Here is an 18,765-nt window from a genome sequence, read left to right as displayed (position 1 = left end):
CTTCAGAGCCAGCCTTTCCAACGGAAAAACAGGAAGGGAATGACAGCGGACAGGGCCATGGCAAAGAGCGCGAAGGGATAGCCCAGGCTCCAGTCCAGCTCAGGCATGAGCTTGAAATTCATGCCGTAAACGGAGGCCACCAGCGTCGGCGGCAGAAACACCACGGAGGCGATGGAAAAAATCTTGATGATGGCGTTCTGCTCGACATTGATCAGGCCGAGCGAAGCATCCAGCATGAAACTGATATTGTTGCCGACAAAAGCCGCATGTTCCGACAGCGACTGAACATCATGCGCCACGACGTGACAGAGGGCCGATGCCTCTTCATGGCGGCGCAGCGGCTCCACGGACAGGACGAAGCCCACCAGCCGCGACAGCGAGACGAGGCTGTCACGGGTTTTGCTGACGAGGCGCTGGAAACCGGCAATGTCGAGAAGCTTGTCTTCCAGCTGCCGGGCCGGACGCTTCTTGGCGGCCCGGCGGTCCAGGAAGATTTCACTGGCCAGCCGGTCGAGCCGGGCGCCGGCCATTTCCAGGATTTCCGCCGTCCGGTCCGCGACCGTTTCCAGAAGCCCGGCCAAGACGGCCGCGCCGCAATGATAGCCGGCCTTGCTGCGGCCAAGGGCTGCGGTAAACAGATCGAAGGAGCGGGGTTCGGCGTAACGCACCGTAATCAGCCGGTTGCCGCCCAGAATAAAGGCCACATCGGCCAATACCGGCAGGTCGCTATCGGCCTTGCAGATCAGGGAAGCGGTCATGTAAACGCCATGATCATCCACATAGAGTCGGCTTGAGGGTTCGATGTCCTTCAAATCCTCGCGGGTTGGAAGAGGCATGCCGAGAAGCCCTTCCACAAGCCTTTCCTCGGTCTTGTCCGGATGAACGAGATCGATCCACACAATCGCATCGTCCAGCCTGTCCGGCGCTTCGCTGGGCAGAAGGATCCCCGCGGTCCCGTCACACCTGTACGCCCTGATCAAATATCCGATACCTTCGTCCGCTTTCGGCGGGAGCGCCCCCAGTTTCAGAAACGCTCCTGCTGTTGTTTTCAGATCTTTCCGAACGGCACCCGCTTCACGCCTGTCTCAGGTGCTCACGCGTCAGCGCGCTTTGGTCTTCAGCAGCGAACCAATAACACCTGCCGACAGGATGGCAAGGGTAATTACGAGCGAAACCAGCGGCGGCATCTTGCCCAGCCCCAGCATTTCACCCGCCAGAATCTTGCCGCCGATGAAGATCAGCACCGCCGAAAGCGCGTATTTCAACAGAACAAAGCGTTCCAGCATGGCCGAAAGGGCAAAATAAAGCGCGCGCAGGCCGAGAATGGCGGCGATATTCGAAGTGAAGACCAGATAAGGATCCGTGGTGATCGAGAAAATCGCCGGAACACTGTCCACCGCAAAGATGACATCGGCAAATTCCACCATCACCAGGGCCAGGAACAGCGGTGTGGCGAAGAGCTTCGGCTTGCCCACCGCATCGCCAGGCTGGGGCAGACGCACGAAGAATTTTTCCCCGTGCAGGTCTTCGGTGATCGGCAGGTGGCGGTGCAGGAAGCGCAGGATGGGGTTGCCCGCCACATCATATTCTTCCTCCGCCGACAGCAGCATCTTGATGCCCGTATAGACCAGGAAGGCGGCAAAAACATAGAGAACCCAGTGGAACTGGTCGACAATGGCCGTGCCCGCCGCCACCATGATGCCGCGCAACACCACCACGCCGATAATGCCATAGACCAGGGCGCGATGCTGGAGATGCTGGGGAATCTTGAAATAGCCGAAGATCAGGGCGATGACGAAGATATTGTCGAGCGAAAGGCTCTCTTCCACCACATAACCGGTGAGATAGAGCACGGCCGCTTCATGGCCCATGCGCCACCAGATGAAGCCGCCGAAGGCGATGCCCATGGCAATATAAAAGGCGGAAAGCTTCATGCTCTGCGCGACACTGATATGGCGCGACTTGGCGCTCAGCAGGCCAAGGTCGATAACGAGCAGGATGAAGACGAAAGTGAGAAAGCCAAGCCACATCCACAGTGGCTGACCGAGAAAATCAGCAGTGATCCATTCCATGATTGGTCAACTCTTCGGCGTTGTCGATCACAACAACTCCGACATCACGGGAAAGCCGAATTTTCCCGCCAGAGGGGCCCGCAGTTGCGCACCATTGCGTGCGTGACAGCGATATGCCGCAGGCTCACGGAAAATTCAAGGGTGCGTCACCAACTGTGAGTGGATTTGATTTCGGTCAATGCGACTGCATCTTTTTGTGGCATTATGGCGTCGTTGCAATCCGAGACTGGAGCATGGCGCAAGCGCCCCGGTCTGGGTGGGACCGCTTTCGCCGCTGTGGGCTTGATGCGTCGAAACCGGCTTCCCGGCAGCTTTCATCCCGCCGAAGAACCCTACACGTTGGCGGCGCCGCCGCGGTCCGGTCAAACCGGATCGCGGCGGCTCTTTACTGCATAATTCCTTAAACCGGAATCCGGTTTTCCGTCCGGAAATGCGTAAAAACCTTTATTCGAAGACGATCGTTGGCGCCTGTCTGCCGGGCGCCGTGCCGATCTGCTGCCAGAGCGCCGTTGCAATCTCTTTGTAGACGGCGGCCTGCGGACCTTCCGGCTCGGCCACCACCACCGGCGTGCCGGCATCGGAATGCTCGCGGATCGACATGGTCAGCGGCACTTCGCCCAGGAAGGGCGCGGAAATGGCCGCAGCCTCCTTGCGGGCGCCGCCATGGCCGAAAATATCGTAGCGCGCGCCCGTATCGGGGGCGATGAAATAGCTCATGTTTTCGATGATGCCGAGGACGGGCACTTCCACCTTCTTGAACATGGCAATGCCCTTGCGGGCATCGATCAGCGCCAGATCCTGCGGCGTGGAGACGATCACCGCCCCGGTCAGCGGCACCTGCTGGGCCATGGTCAGTTGCGCATCGCCGGTGCCGGGCGGCATGTCCACCACCAGGGCATCAAGCTCACCCCAGGCCACTTCCCGCAACATCTGCAGCAGCGCCGATTGCACCATCGGGCCACGCCAGATCATGGCCGTGCCCTCGTCCACCAGAAACCCCATGGACATGGCCTTGATGCCGTATTTCTCCATGGGCTTGATCAACCGGCCATCGATCTGTTCGGGACGGCCCGAAATCCCGAGCAGGCGCGGCATGGATGGACCATAGACATCGGCATCGAGAATGCCGACCTTCAGCCCGATGGCCTTGAGAGCGAGAGCCAGATTGACCGCCGTCGTGGATTTGCCGACACCGCCTTTGCCGGAGGCAACGGCAATGATCGTCTTGATGCCGGGCACACCGGCCTTGGTGGGCCGTGAGGCGGCTGAAGGCTGCGGCTGAGGCCGCGACGCGGGTTGGGACGGGCTCGCCTTTCGCTCTGCTGTCAGACTGACCAGAGCACCCTTCACACCGGGAATGGCCTTGACGACCCGTTCCGCTGCCTGCCGCATCGGTTCGAGTTCGCGGGCGCGTTCGGCGGGGACGTTCAGGGAAAAATAGACCTTGCCGTCGGAAATGAAGACATCCGACACCAGGCCATCCTCCACGATATTCCCGGAAAGGTCCGGGCCGCGCACCGTCTTCAGGGCCGCCAGCACAGTGTTTTTATCAAGCGCCATGGATCAAATCCTCGCGTCTGCCGGGGCAGGCGGAAAACGCCGCCGGACAAACAGAATGAAAAAAGGAGCCTGCCGGATCGCAGGCGCCTGCTCTTGTCGCTGAGATAAGGTGTTCGGGCGGAAAACGGAAGGGGCACGGACGGGCGCCGTACCCTCCGTGAACAGTCGCAACCAACAGAAAAGCCGTCCGGCAGTCTCTGCCGAACGGCTTTTTTGGACGAGGCGTCTTGTCGCGCCCTTCCCGTGGCCCCCTCTGGACCTTGTTTTGTAGAACGAGAAAGCAGGAAACGTGCCAGATGGCAGCGCATCGATGGCAGTTTCGGGCATGAGTGCAGCAAATACCCGTATTTTCGAGGGAATTTTCCATCATCTTTCAGATCACGGAGAAACCCTACACCTTCAAATACCATAAATATCAGGGGTATTTTGAAACAGAATTCCATAGCGTGCCCAACCCATGGGCAAAACGACCGGTTTTTGACCGATGATCTTAAGGATTTTCCAGATAGGCCTCGAACGCCTCCGGATCGAAGACCCGGGCATCGAAAAAACCGGCACCATGGCGTTCGTTATAATCTTCGCGCCTGAGATCGCCCTGCGGCAAAGGTGCGAAGATCGGGCGGAGCGCCCGGCGATAGAGATCGGTACGATAGCAATCGCGAACGCCTTGCACAGCGCCCGGGTCGAACCGCGCATGGCCCCAGCGAATCATCTGGGTGTAAAACCACAGCCCGTAACTTTGCCAGGGAAAACCAGTGAGCGGCGGGTCGAGCACCAGAAAATCGGCAATGAAGGCGTGGACACCGGGCGCAAGACTGAGCTGGCCGGTGAGAGACGGCGTGATGAGCCGGGCTTCGACGCCGAGATGGTGCGGGGCGGAGAGAATGGCTGCAAGTTCTTCCAGATTGGCCGGATTGGCGCACCACTCGCCCGCCCGGTAGCAGGCCCGCAGCAGTGCATCGGTGGCTTGCGGATGCGCCTCAGCCCAGCTTGCGGACAGGCCCAGCACCTTGTCCGGGCCGCCTTGCCAGATCATGCTGTCGGCCAAAGCCAGCCTGCCGATATCCCGGTCCACGGCAACGCTGAGCCAGGGTTCGCTGGCTGTGAAGCCGTCGATCTTGTCGGTGGCGAGTGCATCCACCATCAAAAGCGAGGGCAGTTCCACCAGTTCGACATCCCGGCCCGGCCGAATGTCGCAGGCTGCCAGCCAGTAGAGCAATTGATAGGCCTGGCTGGAATGGATATGCGCGACCGCAAGCCGCAGCGGCGGCAGGGTGCGGCGGCGGCGTTTGTCGGTCACGGTCTTGAAAGCGGTCCCGACCCGTTCCGGCTGAAGATCGGCTAGCGACAGGCCCTCATCCAGCATGGCATGATAAAGCGGCTTGGAAACGGCAATGCCGCCGCCCCCCAGCGACAGAACCAGAGGCGTCATGAGCGCCGAGGGCACGGGATCGAGCCCGAGCGCTGCCGCCACCGGCATGGGGGCCTGCATCAGCGCCCCTTCGAAATGGCCCACGGCGACGCGGTCACGGATGGTTTGCCAGGAGATTTCCCGTTTCAGGCGAAGATCGATGCCCTCATCGCCGGCAAAGCCCTTTTCACGGGCAATGATGAGGGCGGCGCTGTCGATCAGCGGCACATAGCCGAGGGTGATCTGCTGCCGCTCAGCCATGACGGCTCCGCGCCTTCCAGCGGAAAAGCATCACCCAGGACACAGGCCTATATCGCAAGAAAGCACCAAGCCGTTGGAATCACCTTGAAAACAGTTTTGACTGAAATCAGGTCGGGGAGCAAGGCGTCCTGCCAGCCATCTACTTGATCAACCCCAGCCTGAGCGCTTTTGCCACGGCCTGCGTGCGGTTGACGGTATCGAGTTTCTTGGTGGCGCGGTTGAGATAGTGATTGATGGTATGTTCGGACAGGCCCATGATTTCGGAAATTTCGATGGAGGTCTTGCCCGCAGCCGTCCAGTTCAGGCACTCGATCTCGCGTTCGGTAAGCGTTTCGGTTACGCGGGCATCCATGTCGCGAATTTCCGCCAGCCGGTTGAAGATATGGGCGGAAAGATAATTGAGCGCCATCATGTCCGGCGTTGAAAACGCCGGCATGTCGCCCGTCCAGGTGACGATGCCGCGATTGCCCGCGCCGTCACAGACGGGAAAGCACCCGCCCCTTGGCATGTTGAAGCGGGAAAACAGCGATTTGGTGATTTCCGAGGTTTTCGCGTCCCGCTCCCGCGCCACCGCCATCATGTCGAAGGCAAAGGGAACGGATACGCTGCGCAGGCGTTCGAAGACCGGACTGGACAGAAGAAGGTTGTGACTGTCGTATTCACTCAGCATTTCCGCCGGCCAGTTGGTGATGACCGAACTGGCGGCAAGGGTCGGAGAGCCGACCGGCGGCATGTTCATCACCATGAAGACGCGTGCGGAAAAATAATCCGTCACCCGTTTCATCAGACGAAAGACATCGAATTGCGTGCGCGACAGGCCAAGTTCCTTGATGAAACCTTCCACGGCATCCAGGCGCGCTTTCATCTGCTCGACGGGTAGCGGTGCGCTGATAAGATCGTCACCCATTCGCCTGCTCAATCCTGTCTTTGTCGTAAATATCTGTTCCGCAATCTGTCGCTTGTTGAAAGACAGCGGATGAGCACCATAACCTTAGCAGGTCTGGCTGTCACACCCGATCTTTCCACGAAATATCCTGCACCCGAGTAAAAAAGCGCAATAATGCTTCAGATGGCTGTGGCCGATACAGAAAAAAGCCGGAAGTTGCAATGACAGCTTTGCATTGCCGGTATTCGGCAGGCGTTTAGCAAAGTCTCACTTGCCTCTCACCAACACCGGCGCCTGACGCTTGCAAAAAGGGAAAATATCGCCCCCATTGCACCAAACCATGACCGTGGTGCATGACAGCGGAAACGGTTCGCAACCGTCGCAAGGACAGCCGGTCACCGGCCTTGTCCGCGGCGCAATTTCATCAGGGAGAAGTATTTTGGAACAGTCTTTCGACGGAACGATCCTGCCGGTGGCGCGCATGCATCTGGGCGAAGGCCCGACATATGATGCCGCGACCGATACCGCCTTCTGGTTCGATATTCTGGGACGCACGCTCTATGAATATGAACTGGGCAGCGGCGAGATCAGGGCGCACGGCCTGCCTTTCATGGCCAGCGTGCTGGCGCGGCTTGAGGATGGCCGTCAGTTGCTGGCCTCGGATGAGGGCCTGTTCCTGCGTGACCGCGCCAGCGGCGCATTGTCGCTCCACGCGCCGCTGGAAGCCGACAAGCCGGGCAATCGCTCCAATGACGGACGCGTGCATCCGTGCGGCGCGTTGTGGATCGGCACCATGGGCCGCAGCGCCGAGGATGGAGCGGGCGCCATCTATCATGTGGCGGGAACGAAGGTCACACGGCTGTTCGAAAGCCTCAGCATTCCCAACTCCATCTGCTTCTCGCCGGACGGCAGCATCGGCTATTTCGTCGACACAAGGGTCAATAAGATGATGAAGGTGGCGCTCGATCCGCAGACAGGTCTGCCGCTCGGGCAGCCGGACGTGCATATCGACGGCACCGGACAGGACGGCGGCATCGACGGGTCCGTCTGCGATGCCCGGGGCGGGATCTGGAATGCCCGGTGGGGCGTGGGCGCGGTCGATCATTATGACGCAACCGGACAGCATCTGGCCCGCTACCGCGTTCCGGCGGCCCAATCGACCTGCCCGGCGTTTATCGGGCGGGATGCCTCGCAATTGCTGGTGACCTCAGCGACGGAAGGCCTGGACGCAGCCGGGCTGGAAGCAGATCCGCATGGTGGCAAGGTATTTCTACTGTCGGTAAAAGTAGAGGGGCGGCACGACGCGGCCTTTCGCCTCTGAAAAAGCCAAAAGATAAAGCCATCTCTGCCGGATGGATGTATGAACAAAGCAATAAGGCGCGCAAGAGTTATAACGCTCTTGCGCGCATCCGCGCCCTAACCCTTGCAGGTTGCCCAGGGTTCCGGCCAAATGCAAAAATAAATTGCATGTTTTTTTAGGAACCAGCCTCTTTCTCAGGCATTTTGTTTTCGAACCGACGCGGCGGCCAGCCACTTGGCTTCGCGTTACTCACTCAACATATGAAAAGGTAGGTTCGAGATGAAAAAGTCGCTTAACGTCATCGCAGCAGCAGTTCTGGCAGGCACCACCGCGCTCGCCCCGATGGCTTTCGCCCAGGGCGCTGGCACAGGCGCAGCAGGCACCGGTGCGACTGGCGCCCCGAACACCGGCACCATGGGCACCACCGGCAGCGGTAGCGGCAACATGACGCCCGCCACCCCGGGTGCGACGGGTGCTACTCCGGCAGCGCCGGGCACCACCGCCGCCAGCGGCACCTACATCACCCAGCAGGGTGCCGACCAGCTCGCCGCGTCCAACTTCATTGGCCAGAATGTCTACACCTCCGACAACAAGAGCATTGGTGAGGTGAACGACCTCATCCTGCAGCAGAACGGCGGCGTCGTGGCTGTCGTAGTGGGTGTTGGCGGTTTCCTGGGCATGGGCCAGAAGGATGTCGCCATGCCGATGGACAAGATCAACGTGACGCGTGACGGGCAGGACGCCACCAAAGTGCGTCTGACCACGATGGAAACGGCAGATGCGCTGAAGTCGGCACCGGAATTCAAGACGCTGGAAAATCAGCGTGACGGTAGCACCACGTCTTCGACGACAAAGCAGTAAAGCTGAGCGTTTCCAGAAAAAGTGGGAACGGGCTTTCCAGCCGGAACCACGGAAACAATATAGTCACAAAGACGTGATATGACGTTCGTGTCGTAAGTAAGCAGGATTGATCTCCAGCTTGCGCAGGGGGCGGCTCTCCCCGGAAGCCGCCCCCTTCCTTTATTCTTCATCCCTCATTTCGCTTGGGCTTGACCAGCGGTTCCGGTTGCAGGACCGGACGGTTGAACAGCATGTGGCTGCCTGCCCTGACACCTTCGACGGCCTGGATCTGCAACCTTTCCTCATCGCGGCGGCGAATATCGGCCGTGATGGCTTCCGCCGTATCTTCATCCACGCCGAGCGCCTGGATGGCCTGCCTACCGAAAACAAGACCCGATTCCAGCGTCTCGCGCAGTTCGTATTCGACATTGCGCTCCCTGAGCGCCAGGCTGTGCACGCGGTCATAGGAGCGCACGAACAGCCGCACATTCGGATATTCGCTGCGAATGAGATCAACGATCCGGTCGGTGATCACCCGGTTATGGGTGCACACGGCGACGATCTTGGCCTTTTCAATGCCGGCAGCCCGCAAGATATCCAGCCTGCCGCCATCGCCGAAATAGATGCGGAAGCCGAAGGACGCGGCCTGGCGCACACGATCGGCGGAATCATCAATGATCGTCACGTCACGGCCACTGGCCAGCAGGATCTGCGCTGCGATCTGGCCGAAACGGGAAAAACCGATCATCAGGATATCGGAGCCAGCGCCGTCGAAATCCTCATCCAGTTCCTCATGGTCTTCACCGGAGAGAAAGCGCGAGGAAAGCGCCGCCACCACCGGCGTCAGCGCCATGGTCAGCGTCACAACCGAAATCAGCAGAGAGGCGGTCGCGCCTGAAAAAATGCTGACCCCGGTGGCCGTGGTGAACAGCACGAAACCAAACTCGCCGCCCTGCGGCAGAAGGGTGGCGATGCGGATGGCGTCATTATGGGGCGAGCCGCCGATCCGGCAGAGCGCATAGATGCTGAGGCCCTTGATCAGCATGACCGCCGGCACCGCCGCCAGCAGCACACCGAGATTGGCGAGGATGATATCGAACTGGACCGAAAGCCCCACCGCCATGAAAAACAGCGCCTGGAGAATGCCGCGAAAGGGCTCGATATCCGTTTCCAGCTCATGGCGGTAGGAGGATTCGGCCAGCATGACGCCGGATAGAAACGCGCCCATGGCCATGGAAAGACCGACCACCTGCATCAGCAGCGCCGACCCAAGAACGATGAACAGGGCGGCTGCAATCATGACCTCGCGCGCGCCTGTGCGCGCAATGATCTGGAACAGCGGATTGAGCAGGTAACGCCCGGCGAGAATCATGGCCGCGACGGCGGCCAGCGCCACGCCGATATCCCGCCACGCCGCCGCCGGGCTTGGCTGCGCCTGACTGGCGAGGATGGAAATCATCGCCAGCAGCGGCACGATGGCAAGATCCTGAAATAGCAGAATCGAAAAGCTGCGCTGGCCATAGCGGCTGTTTCGGTCATTGCGGTCGTTGAGGATTTGCAGCGCAAAGGCGGTGGAAGACAACGACAGGCCGAAACCAGCGACCAGCGCCCCCCGCCAGTCCAGGACGCCTGTAAAGACGGCCGCCCCCATCAAAAGCAGCCCGCTCACCACCACCTGCAGCCCGCCGAGTACGAAAATATCGCTGCGCATGCGCCAGAGCGTCGAGGGTTTCAATTCCAACCCGATGATGAAGAGCAGGAACACCACGCCAAGCTCCGCGACCGACAGGATTTCCTCCGCACCGGTGATCAGATGGGCGATGGGGCCGATCAGCGCGCCCGCCGCCAGATAGCCGAGCACGGTGCCGAGGCCGAAGCGGCGAAACAGCGGCGCGGCCACCACGGCGCCGCCCAGCAGCATCAACGCTTCTGCGAAAAAATGGTTGGGGGCGCTCATGCCAGTCCTTTCAATATCGTGCCATCAATATCGTGCCATCTGGCGAATCCCGCGGGGAGAATCACCGCACGGCCTTGATGCAGGTGCTGATGCACAATAAATGGGGAGGATGAGAAAGGCCAAGCCATGTCATCTGAAATCAGCCCCGATCATCTCCTGTCCCGTGCCGAACAGCTTGTGGAGCTTGCCCTGAAGGCAGGCGCCGATCAGGCCGATGCGGTGGTGGTGCGCTCCCGCTCGCGCGGCGTCAGCGTGCGGCTCGGCAAGGTCGAGTCGACCGAATCCTCTGAAAGCGACGATTTTTCCCTGCGGGTTTTCGTAGGCCGCAAGGTGGCCTCGGTCTCGGCCAATCCGGGCTTTGACCTGAAGGCACTGGCCGAACGGGCGGTCGCCATGGCGAAGGTTTCGCCGGAAGATCCCTTTACCGGTCTGGCCGACGAGCGATTGCTGGCCCGCAGCTTTCCCGATCTCGACCTTTTCGATGCCACGGACGTCTCCAGCGATCAATTGCGCGATGCAGCACTTGCCGCCGAAGATGCCGCACGTGCCGTCAAGGGCGTCACCAATTCGCTCGGGGCGAGTGCTTCGGCGGGCATGGGCGGGCTGGTGCTGGTGACCTCGCATGGGTTTTCCGGCAGCTATTCCGGCAGCCGCTTCAGCCGCTCGGCAGGCGCCATTGCCGGGGAAGGCACCGGCATGGAGCGCGACCATGATTACGATAGCCGCCTGTATTACGGTGACCTCGACAGTGCCGAGGAGATCGGCCGGCGCGCCGGTGAGCGGGCGGTCCGCCGCCTTGCCCCCCGCAAGATCGAAACGGGGCGCAATGTCACCGTGGTCTTCGATCCGCGGGTCGCGCGCGGCTTTGTCGGGCATATCGCCGGCGCCATCAACGGCGCGGCAGTGGCGCGCAAAACCTCCTTCCTGCGCGACCGCATGGGCGAGCAGGTTTTGAAGGCCGGGCTGAACATCACCGACGATCCGCTGGTGGTGCGTGGCTCCGCCTCGCGTCCCTTCGATGGCGAAGGCATCACGGGACAAAAGCTGACGATGATCGAGGACGGTGTGCTGAAGCACTGGTTCCTCTCCTCCTCCGCCGCCCGCGAGCTTGGGCTGGAAACCAACGGACGCGGCGCACGCGGCGGCACCTCCGTTTCCCCCACCTCGACCAATCTGGCGCTGGAACCGGGCGATATCTCCCCGGAAGAGCTGATTGCCTCGGTGGGCGATGGGTTTTATGTCACCGACATGATCGGTCACGGGGTGGACATGATCACCGGCGATTACAGCCGGGGCGCCTCCGGTTTCCGCATCGAGAAGGGCGAATTGACCTATCCGGTTTCGGAGGTCACCATCGCCTCCAACCTCAAGGACATGTTCATGCGCGTCACACCCGCCAGCGATATCGACCGTAAATTCGGCGTCGCGGCCCCCACGCTTGCGGTGGAAGGCATGACGCTTGCCGGAAAGTAAGGAGAAGACCGTGGCCCCAGCACCGGGACACAGGGCTGACGGCTGGCAGGACGACCTGGCGCTGATTGCCGAGGCCGCCCGCGCCGCCGGAGAGGTGGCGCTCGAACATTTCGGGCGCGATCCGGAAGTATGGTGGAAGAATGAGGGCCGCTCGCCGGTGAGCGCCGCCGATTACGCCGCCAACCGGCTGCTGTCCGAGCGGCTGCTGACGGCGCGCCCGCATTACGGCTGGCTTTCGGAAGAAACCGATGACGATGCGGCACGGCTTGGCCGCGAAACCCTGTTCGTCATCGATCCGATCGACGGCACGCGCGCCTTTTTGAACGGGTTGCAAACCTGGTGCGTTTCGGTTGCCGTGGTGCATCAGGGCCGCCCCGTGGCGGCAGCCCTGGTTGCGCCCGCCCTTCAGGAAACCTATCTCGCAACCGTTGACGGCCCCGCGACACTGAACGGCGCAGAAATCCGCGTGACGGAGCCGCAAACAGGCGACAGCCTGAAGGTGGCCGCCCCGCCTGAGCTTTTGAAAGCCTTTCCAGAAGACCTGCGCGACAGGCTGGTGCGGGTGCCGCATATTCCCTCGCTGGCCTATCGGCTGGCGCTGGTGGCAGCGGGCCGCATCGACGCCACCTTCGTGCTGAAGAACGCGCACGACTGGGACCTTGCCGCCGCCGATCTCATTCTCGAACGGGCGGGCGGCGCACTGGTGGACGGCGCGGGAGACCTTCTCTCCTATAACCGCCCCGACGTGCGCCACGGCCATCTGCTGGCGGGGGCTTCCCCTCTTCTTCCCCTCCTGGTCTCCAGCTTCAAGCTCACGTGAACCGGTTGACCTTTTCCTGGAAATACCCCAGAGAAATCTCCGGGGGAGACAACAAGCGGAAAAGACGACAATGACCGAAACAGGCGATAAAAGACAGCTTCTCCATCTGGTGTTCGGGGGCGAACTCAGCGATCTCAACGACGTGCAGTTTCGCAACCTTCAGGACCTCGACATCGTCGGCATCTTTCCTGATTATGCCTCGGCGCTGACGGCCTGGAAGGCCAAGGCCCAGCAGACCGTGGACAATGCGCATATGCGCTACTTCATCGTCCATATGCACCGTCTGCTCGATCCCTCCGTTGTAAAATAATGAAAAGATGTGCGGATAAAGCCTGAAGGTGATATCCGCTCCCTTTTTAAACCGTATTCGCCGTGCAAGAATTGATCTTGACCGTGATACGGAAAACACAACAAAACAGGGAATCGTCGCAGGGCCGTTTTGGTCGTCCTGCGGCATTGCAGGCACCTGTTAGAGGGCGCTCGGCGCTCTCGGCATGATGCTGAGACAGGCTGGAGGACAATGACCGCATTGGCCCGCATTGGATTGGCCGCCTATCGCTGGGCGGGTTTGATCGGCTATCCCCTGGCCGGGGTCGCGTTGCGCGCGCGTGCCGCGCGCGGCAAGGAAGACCCGAGCCGCCGTCTGGAACGCGTCGGCTATGCGGCGGCAGCGCGTCCGCACGGGCCGCTGGTCTGGCTGCATGCCGCAAGCGTCGGCGAGATGATGGCCGTTTCGGCGCTGATGCGGGAACTGAACCGCGCCGATATCCGGGTGCTTCTGACCACCGGCACCGTCACCTCCGCCGATATTGCCGGCAAACGGCTGCAAAACGAAGTGATCCACCAGTTTGCCCCGGTGGATCTCTGCCCCGCCGTGCGGCGTTTTCTCGATTACTGGCAGCCGGATGTGGCAATCTCGGTCGAATCCGAAATCTGGCCGACGACGCTGATGGAATTGCACAACCGGCAAATCCCGCAGATCCTCGTCAATGCCCGGCTGTCGGACCGGTCCTATGCGCGCTGGATGCGCCATCCGGCGCTGGCACAGGCGCTGTTTTCGAAGCTGGCGCTGGTGGTGGCGCAATCGGATATGGATGGCGAGCGCTTCCGCGACCTCGGCGCCTGGCCGGTGACTGTCTCCGGCAATATCAAGGTGGATACCGATGCGCCACCCTGCGATCCGGCGGTGCTGACCGCCTATGAACGGCAGATTGGCCATCGCAAGACCTGGGCGGCGATTTCGACCGCCGACAGCGAGGAAAAGATCGCCGCCATGGTGCACCGGGCGCTGAAGGCCTCGATGGGCCAGCTCAGCATCGTCGTGCCGCGCCATCCCGAGCGCTGCGACGAGATCGAGGCGATGATGACGGCGCAGGGCCTGACGGTGGCCCGCCGCAGCCGTAACGATGCGATCACGCCCGAGACCGATATTCTTTTGGGCGACAGCATCGGCGAAATGGGCCTTTACCTCCGGCTCACCGAAATCGCCTTTGTCGGCCGCTCGCTCTATCAGGGTGGCGGCGGCGGTAATCCCATGGAACCTGCGGTTCTGGGCTGCGCGGTGCTGAGCGGTCCGCATGTGGAAAATTTCCGCGAAAGCTATCAGCGTCTGGTGCGCAGCGGCGGCGCACGCATGGTTCGCGATGCCGAAATGCTGGCAAAGGGCGTGCATTTCCTGATGAACAACCATCTTGCCCGCCACAAGATGGCCGATGCCGGGATGGAAACGGTCCAGCAGATGCGCGGCGCACTGACCGCGACGCTGAAGGCCTTGGAACCCTACACCAATCCGCTCACCGTCAAAGCCCGCCTTGAACCGCGTGCGGCAGCGGGAGAGTGAGTGTGGAGAGCCGCAAGACGCCCGTTATTTCCGGTATCGTCTTCGACAAGGACGGAACCCTTCTCGATTATGACGCAAGCTGGGGGCCGGTCAATCGGCAACTGGCGCTGATGGCCGCCGATGGCGACCCGGTTCTGGCCGATCGTTTGCTGATGGCCTGCGGCATGGACCCCGAAAGCGGCCATGTGGTGCCGGACAGCCTGCTGGCGGCTGGCAATTCCGCCGAAATCGCGGAAGGCTTGGCCGAGGCGGGTTCCCCCTTCGACGCCGAGGTCCTCACCGCAAAACTGGACGCGATTTTCGCCTCCGCCTCCGAGCTTTCGGTGCCGGTGACGGAGCTTGCGCCGCTGTTTTCCCGGCTGAAGGCACGGGGCCTGAAGCTCGGTATCGCCTCTTCGGATAACGAACGCTCCATCCGCACCATCATCCGCCGTTTCGGGCTGGAGGAACTGGTGGATTTCGTGGCGGGCTATGACAGCGGCCACGGCTGCAAGCCGGACCCCGGCATGGTGCTGGGTTTTTGTGCCGCCACGGGGCTCACGCCGGAACAGGTGGCGGTGGTGGGCGATAACAATCACGACCTGATGATGGGCCGCAATGCCGGCGCCGGACTGGTGGTGGGCGTGCTCACCGGAACCGGCTCGCGGCTGACCCTGGAAGCGGGCTCCGATGCCTGCCTCAATGATATCACCGAGCTGGAGCAGATACTTGCCTAGAGCGTTTCATTGTTTCACGGAAACATTGAAACGCTCTAGTTCTTTGTTTCTACGCATTTCCGGACGGAAAACCGGCTTCCACTTTTCCTGGAAATGCTCTAGCATACCGGACCGGAGCGCAGGGGTCGATTTTCGGACAAATCCGTTGCGAAAACAGAAGCTTGACGCACCCTCCTTCTGGTGGCGAAAGCCGGATTGGCGCGCCTTTGCGCTGCTGCCGCTGAGCCTTCTTTACGGACACATTGCCGGACGGCGCATGGCGAGAGCCAAGCGGCAAAGCGCGGACTTGCCCGTGATCTGCGTCGGCAATTTCACCCTCGGCGGGGCGGGCAAGACGCCGACGGCGCTGGCGCTCGCCAAGGCGGCCAAGGCCATGGGCCTCAGGCCCGGCTTTCTCAGCCGTGGCTATGGTGGCCGGTTGAAGACGACCACGCTTGTGTATCAAACACGCCACACGGCGGCGGAAGTGGGTGATGAACCCCTGCTGCTGGCGCGCGAGGCCATGACGGTGATTTCACCCCACCGGACGGAGGGCGCGGCGGAACTGGCGCGGCAGGGCGTTGACCTGATCATCATGGATGATGGCTTTCAAAGCGCCCGGCTCACGCTCGATTTCGCGCTGGTGGTGGTGGATCGCAGGCGCGGCACCGGCAATGATCTGGTCTTTCCCGCCGGCCCCTTGCGCGCGCCGCTGCCCAAACAGATCGCCGCCATGGACGCCATGCTGCTGGTGGGTGAGCCAACGGCAGGGACCGATGGCTCCGAAAGCGTTGTGCGGCTTGTGGCCCGGGCCGGAAAGCCGGTGCTGACGGCACGGCTGCATCCGGTGACCGGAAGCCTCTCCGGTGAGCGCGTTCTGGCCTATTGCGGCATTGCCGATCCGACGAAATTCCACCGCACCCTGGAGGAATTGCAGGCGGATCTCGTCGTGACCCGCGCCTTCGGCGACCACCAGCCGCTGTCACCCGATGAGATCGAGGGGCTTCTCGCCACCGCCGATGAGCAGGATCTGCAACTGGTCACCACCGCCAAGGATGCCGTGCGCCTGAAAGGCGGCAAGGGCCGTACAGCAGAGCTTGCCGCCCGCTCCAAAGTCGTGGAGATCGAGATGCGCTTCGATGATCCCGATATGCCGCGACATGTCATTGAACAGGCGCTGGCGAATTTTCGGGCAAGGGTCGCAAAATAAAACGCTTCCAGAAAAGTGGAACCGTTCACCCCTTCTGGTTCGGCAGGTTTCCGGCGCGCTTTTCGGCCTCCAGCGAGGCGCCGGCATCGACATAGGCTTCCTGACGGTCGACGCTCCAGTATTTCAGCTCATCGACGGTGATCGGACGGCCGGTGATGGCGCAGACGACATAGGAGCCGGGATCGATGATCTGGAAATCGGCATCCAGATAGCGCACCGTTGCTTGCTTGCCGCCGCTCTTTTCAAACCGGTTCATCATCTGCTCCTTCAATGCCTGTCCCTGCACGGGATAAGACTGTGTGCCCTCAGGACTTGCGATGTCCTGAAATAAGGGCAGGCCGCCAAAATTACCAGAGATTTCCCGAGAGGGGGAGGTTTCCCGTCTGCGGGGAGGTGACCGCCCTGCCCTGCCGCCCATCTCAACTCCTGCCGAACAGCCGCTCGATATCGGCAAGCTTCAGTTCCACATAGGTGGGCCTGCCGTGATTGCATTGGCCGGAGCCGGGCGTTTCTTCCATCTTGCGTAGAAGCGCGTTCATTTCCTCGACCCGCAAGAGACGGCCGGACCGCACCGAGCCGTGGCAGGCCATGGTGGCGGCCACATGTTCCAGCCTCGCAAACAGGCCGCCCGCGGTCTCCCATTCGGCGATCTCATCGGCCAATTGCCTGAGCAGCGCCTGCACGTCCATTTCACCCAGCATGGCTGGCGTTTCCCGCACCGCCATCGCGCCCGGGCCGAAACGCTCCAGCGCCAGACCCAGCCGGTCGAATTCCTCGGCATGGGCGGCAAGACGGTCGCAATCCTCTTCCGGCAGGTCGACGATTTCGGGAATGAGCAGGCCCTGCGATGGCAGGCGGCGACCTGTCAGCGCCTTGCGCATGTCCTCGAACACCAGCCGCTCGTGGGCGGCGTGCTGATCGACGATGACCAGACCATCGCCGGTTTGCGCCACGATGTAATTGCCATGCACCTGCGCCCGCGCCGCGCCCAGCGGAAACTGCCGCTCTGGCCCGGCAGAGGCCGAAACCTCCGCCACCGGCTCGGAGAACTGCGTTTCGGCGCGGGCGGCGGGCATGGTGAGGCTATCGAACCGGCCCTGCACGCCTTCGCTGAGGCCCGGCTGCAGCGGTGAAAGTCCAAGCGGGCGGTGGGGCGAGGCAGAGGGCGTCCAGCCCGCCGCTGCGGCGGGACGGCCCGCAAAGCCTGCACTGGCGCCGGGATGAAACCCCGGACGGAAGGCCCGCAGCATGGCATCGGCGCCGGCGGTCGACGGGCGCGCGCCCTCCCGCGTCAAAGCTTCGCGAATGGCGCCGACGATCAGCCCGCGCACCAGACTCGGATCGCGAAAACGAACATCGGATTTCGCCGGATGGACATTCACATCGACATAGGCCGGATCGAGTGTCAGCGACAGCACCGCCACCGGATAGCGCCCCTGCGGCACGGTTTCCGCATAGGCGCCGCGAATGGCGGAGAGGATCAGCTTGTCCTGCACCGGGCGACCGTTGACGAAAGCATATTGATGGGCGGAATTGCCGCGATTGAAGGTGGGGATGCCGGCAAAGCCCTGAAGGCGCACCTCTTCCCGCTCCGCATCCAGTTCGATGGCATTGCTGCGGAAATCCGCGCCCAGCACCTGGCCGATCCGCGCCAGATGATCCTCGCCGGTGGCGGGAAATTCCAGAAGCGAACGGTCCGTGCCGGAGAGCACGAAGCGAATGGCCGGAAAGGCAATCGCCATGCGCTTCACCACCTCGGTGATGGCGGCGGCCTCGGCGCGCTCGGTCTTCAGGAATTTCAGCCGCGCCGGTGTGGCGAAGAAGAGATCGCGCACCTCGACAATCGTGCCGAAATTGCCGGAGGCCGGGCCAATCTCGGAGACCTTGCCGCCCTCCACCTGGATGCGCAGCGCATGCGGCGCGCCGGGCCTGCGGGTGGCGATGGACAGCTTCGCCACCGACCCGATGGAAGGTAGAGCCTCGCCGCGAAAACCAAGACTGCGGATCGTCGCCAGAGACCCCTCCAGCTTGGAGGTGCAGTGACGGCGCACCGCCAGCGCCAGATCGGCCTCATCCATGCCTGCGCCGTTGTCGGTGATCCTCAGCAGCGCCTTGCCGCCGCCCGCCGTGGCAATCTCGATGCGGGTGGCCCCGGCATCGATGGCGTTTTCGATCAATTCCTTGGCCGCGCTGGCCGGTCGTTCGATGACCTCACCGGCGGCGATCTGGTTGATCAGGGTTTCTGGGAGCTGCTTGACGACCATCTCTTTATTTTCAAGGATTCCCCGCCGTGAGGAAAGAGCGCACGGCCCTCTCTCCCCAGAAAGCGGGGGACAAGGGTGTTTGGATGCCGTTAAGCCGTCGTTAATCACAAACCCATAGGCTTGTTTCAATTCATAACGTCTTTGATTGAACGATCGAGGGGATCATTTCGGGCGAA

Annotated in this window: 16 protein-coding genes; 8 read left to right on the top strand and 8 right to left on the bottom strand. The window is 61.8% G+C overall.

What is annotated here, in order from left to right:
* Nucleotides 1-2: 2 nt before the first annotated feature.
* The 5 genes from QO005_RS06610 to QO005_RS06590 all read right to left on the bottom strand — a co-directional run bounded on the left by QO005_RS06610 (nucleotide 3) and on the right by QO005_RS06590 (nucleotide 6,169).
* Complete coding sequence (locus QO005_RS06610) at nucleotides 3-980, bottom strand: magnesium transporter CorA family protein (protein ID WP_370878010.1); 978 nt, start codon at nucleotides 978-980, stop codon at nucleotides 3-5.
* Nucleotides 981-1,100: 120 nt separating this feature from the next.
* On the bottom strand, nucleotides 1,101-2,072 hold the full coding sequence (locus QO005_RS06605) for a TerC family protein (RefSeq protein ID WP_307157206.1): 972 nt from the start codon (nucleotides 2,070-2,072) through the stop codon (nucleotides 1,101-1,103).
* A gap of 444 nt (nucleotides 2,073-2,516) precedes the next feature.
* The gene (gene apbC, locus QO005_RS06600) at nucleotides 2,517-3,632 is read right to left on the bottom strand and encodes an iron-sulfur cluster carrier protein ApbC (RefSeq protein ID WP_307157205.1); all 1,116 of its coding nucleotides are present in this window, start codon (nucleotides 3,630-3,632) and stop codon (nucleotides 2,517-2,519) included.
* Nucleotides 3,633-4,122: 490 nt separating this feature from the next.
* Nucleotides 4,123-5,304 (bottom strand): CmpA/NrtA family ABC transporter substrate-binding protein, encoded by a 1,182-nt coding sequence (locus tag QO005_RS06595; protein WP_307157204.1) that lies wholly within the window; start codon nucleotides 5,302-5,304, stop codon nucleotides 4,123-4,125.
* A 139-nt stretch (nucleotides 5,305-5,443) separates the two neighbouring features.
* Complete coding sequence (locus QO005_RS06590) at nucleotides 5,444-6,169, bottom strand: LuxR family transcriptional regulator (protein WP_307157406.1); 726 nt, start codon at nucleotides 6,167-6,169, stop codon at nucleotides 5,444-5,446.
* A 502-nt stretch (nucleotides 6,170-6,671) separates the two neighbouring features.
* On the opposite strand from QO005_RS06590, the gene QO005_RS06585 reads away from it, so the two are divergent.
* Together QO005_RS06585 and QO005_RS06580 are read left to right on the top strand one after the other, a co-directional pair.
* A complete protein-coding gene (locus QO005_RS06585) occupies nucleotides 6,672-7,511 on the top strand; it encodes an SMP-30/gluconolactonase/LRE family protein (protein ID WP_307157405.1) in 840 nt (279 codons plus the stop codon).
* Between the two features lie 258 nt (nucleotides 7,512-7,769).
* Nucleotides 7,770-8,351 carry a PRC-barrel domain-containing protein gene (locus tag QO005_RS06580; protein WP_307157203.1) on the top strand — a complete coding sequence of 194 codons (582 nt, stop codon included), beginning with the start codon at nucleotides 7,770-7,772 and terminating at the stop codon, nucleotides 8,349-8,351.
* 166 nt (nucleotides 8,352-8,517) lie between these two features.
* Here QO005_RS06580 and QO005_RS06575 read toward each other — a convergent pair whose 3' ends face one another.
* The gene (locus tag QO005_RS06575; protein ID WP_307157202.1) at nucleotides 8,518-10,287 is read right to left on the bottom strand and encodes a monovalent cation:proton antiporter-2 (CPA2) family protein; all 1,770 of its coding nucleotides are present in this window, start codon (nucleotides 10,285-10,287) and stop codon (nucleotides 8,518-8,520) included.
* A gap of 126 nt (nucleotides 10,288-10,413) precedes the next feature.
* Here QO005_RS06575 and QO005_RS06570 point away from each other — a divergent pair, with 126 nt between their 5' ends.
* The 6 genes from QO005_RS06570 (at nucleotide 10,414) to lpxK (ending at nucleotide 16,325) form a co-directional block, all read left to right on the top strand.
* Nucleotides 10,414-11,760 carry a TldD/PmbA family protein gene (locus tag QO005_RS06570; RefSeq protein ID WP_307157201.1) on the top strand — a complete coding sequence of 449 codons (1,347 nt, stop codon included), beginning with the start codon at nucleotides 10,414-10,416 and terminating at the stop codon, nucleotides 11,758-11,760.
* Between the two features lie 10 nt (nucleotides 11,761-11,770).
* Nucleotides 11,771-12,580 (top strand): 3'(2'),5'-bisphosphate nucleotidase CysQ, encoded by an 810-nt coding sequence (locus tag QO005_RS06565; protein ID WP_307157200.1) that lies wholly within the window; start codon nucleotides 11,771-11,773, stop codon nucleotides 12,578-12,580.
* A gap of 70 nt (nucleotides 12,581-12,650) precedes the next feature.
* Complete coding sequence (locus QO005_RS06560) at nucleotides 12,651-12,890, top strand: DUF4170 domain-containing protein (protein WP_307157199.1); 240 nt, start codon at nucleotides 12,651-12,653, stop codon at nucleotides 12,888-12,890.
* 210 nt (nucleotides 12,891-13,100) lie between these two features.
* Nucleotides 13,101-14,420, top strand: coding sequence for a lipid IV(A) 3-deoxy-D-manno-octulosonic acid transferase (waaA, locus tag QO005_RS06555; RefSeq protein WP_307157198.1), 1,320 nt, complete (start codon nucleotides 13,101-13,103; stop codon nucleotides 14,418-14,420).
* Nucleotides 14,421-14,422: 2 nt separating this feature from the next.
* Nucleotides 14,423-15,136 carry an HAD family hydrolase gene (locus QO005_RS06550; RefSeq protein WP_307157197.1) on the top strand — a complete coding sequence of 238 codons (714 nt, stop codon included), beginning with the start codon at nucleotides 14,423-14,425 and terminating at the stop codon, nucleotides 15,134-15,136.
* Between the two features lie 145 nt (nucleotides 15,137-15,281).
* Complete coding sequence (gene lpxK / locus QO005_RS06545; protein WP_307157196.1) at nucleotides 15,282-16,325, top strand: tetraacyldisaccharide 4'-kinase; 1,044 nt, start codon at nucleotides 15,282-15,284, stop codon at nucleotides 16,323-16,325.
* A gap of 25 nt (nucleotides 16,326-16,350) precedes the next feature.
* Here lpxK and QO005_RS06540 read toward each other — a convergent pair whose 3' ends face one another.
* Both QO005_RS06540 and mutL read right to left on the bottom strand, forming a co-directional pair.
* Nucleotides 16,351-16,581, bottom strand: coding sequence for a DUF2093 domain-containing protein (locus tag QO005_RS06540; protein WP_307157404.1), 231 nt, complete (start codon nucleotides 16,579-16,581; stop codon nucleotides 16,351-16,353).
* Between the two features lie 163 nt (nucleotides 16,582-16,744).
* Nucleotides 16,745-18,589, bottom strand: a complete 1,845-nt coding sequence (gene mutL / locus QO005_RS06535) for a DNA mismatch repair endonuclease MutL (RefSeq protein WP_307157195.1) — start codon at nucleotides 18,587-18,589, stop codon at nucleotides 16,745-16,747.
* Nucleotides 18,590-18,765 lie beyond the last annotated feature (176 nt).

Source organism: Allorhizobium paknamense, assembly GCF_030815125.1.
Taxonomy (GTDB): domain Bacteria; phylum Pseudomonadota; class Alphaproteobacteria; order Rhizobiales; family Rhizobiaceae; genus Allorhizobium; species Allorhizobium paknamense.
The sequence above is the reverse complement of the archived record's forward strand: the minus strand, read 5'-3'. Positions and strand labels throughout refer to the sequence as shown.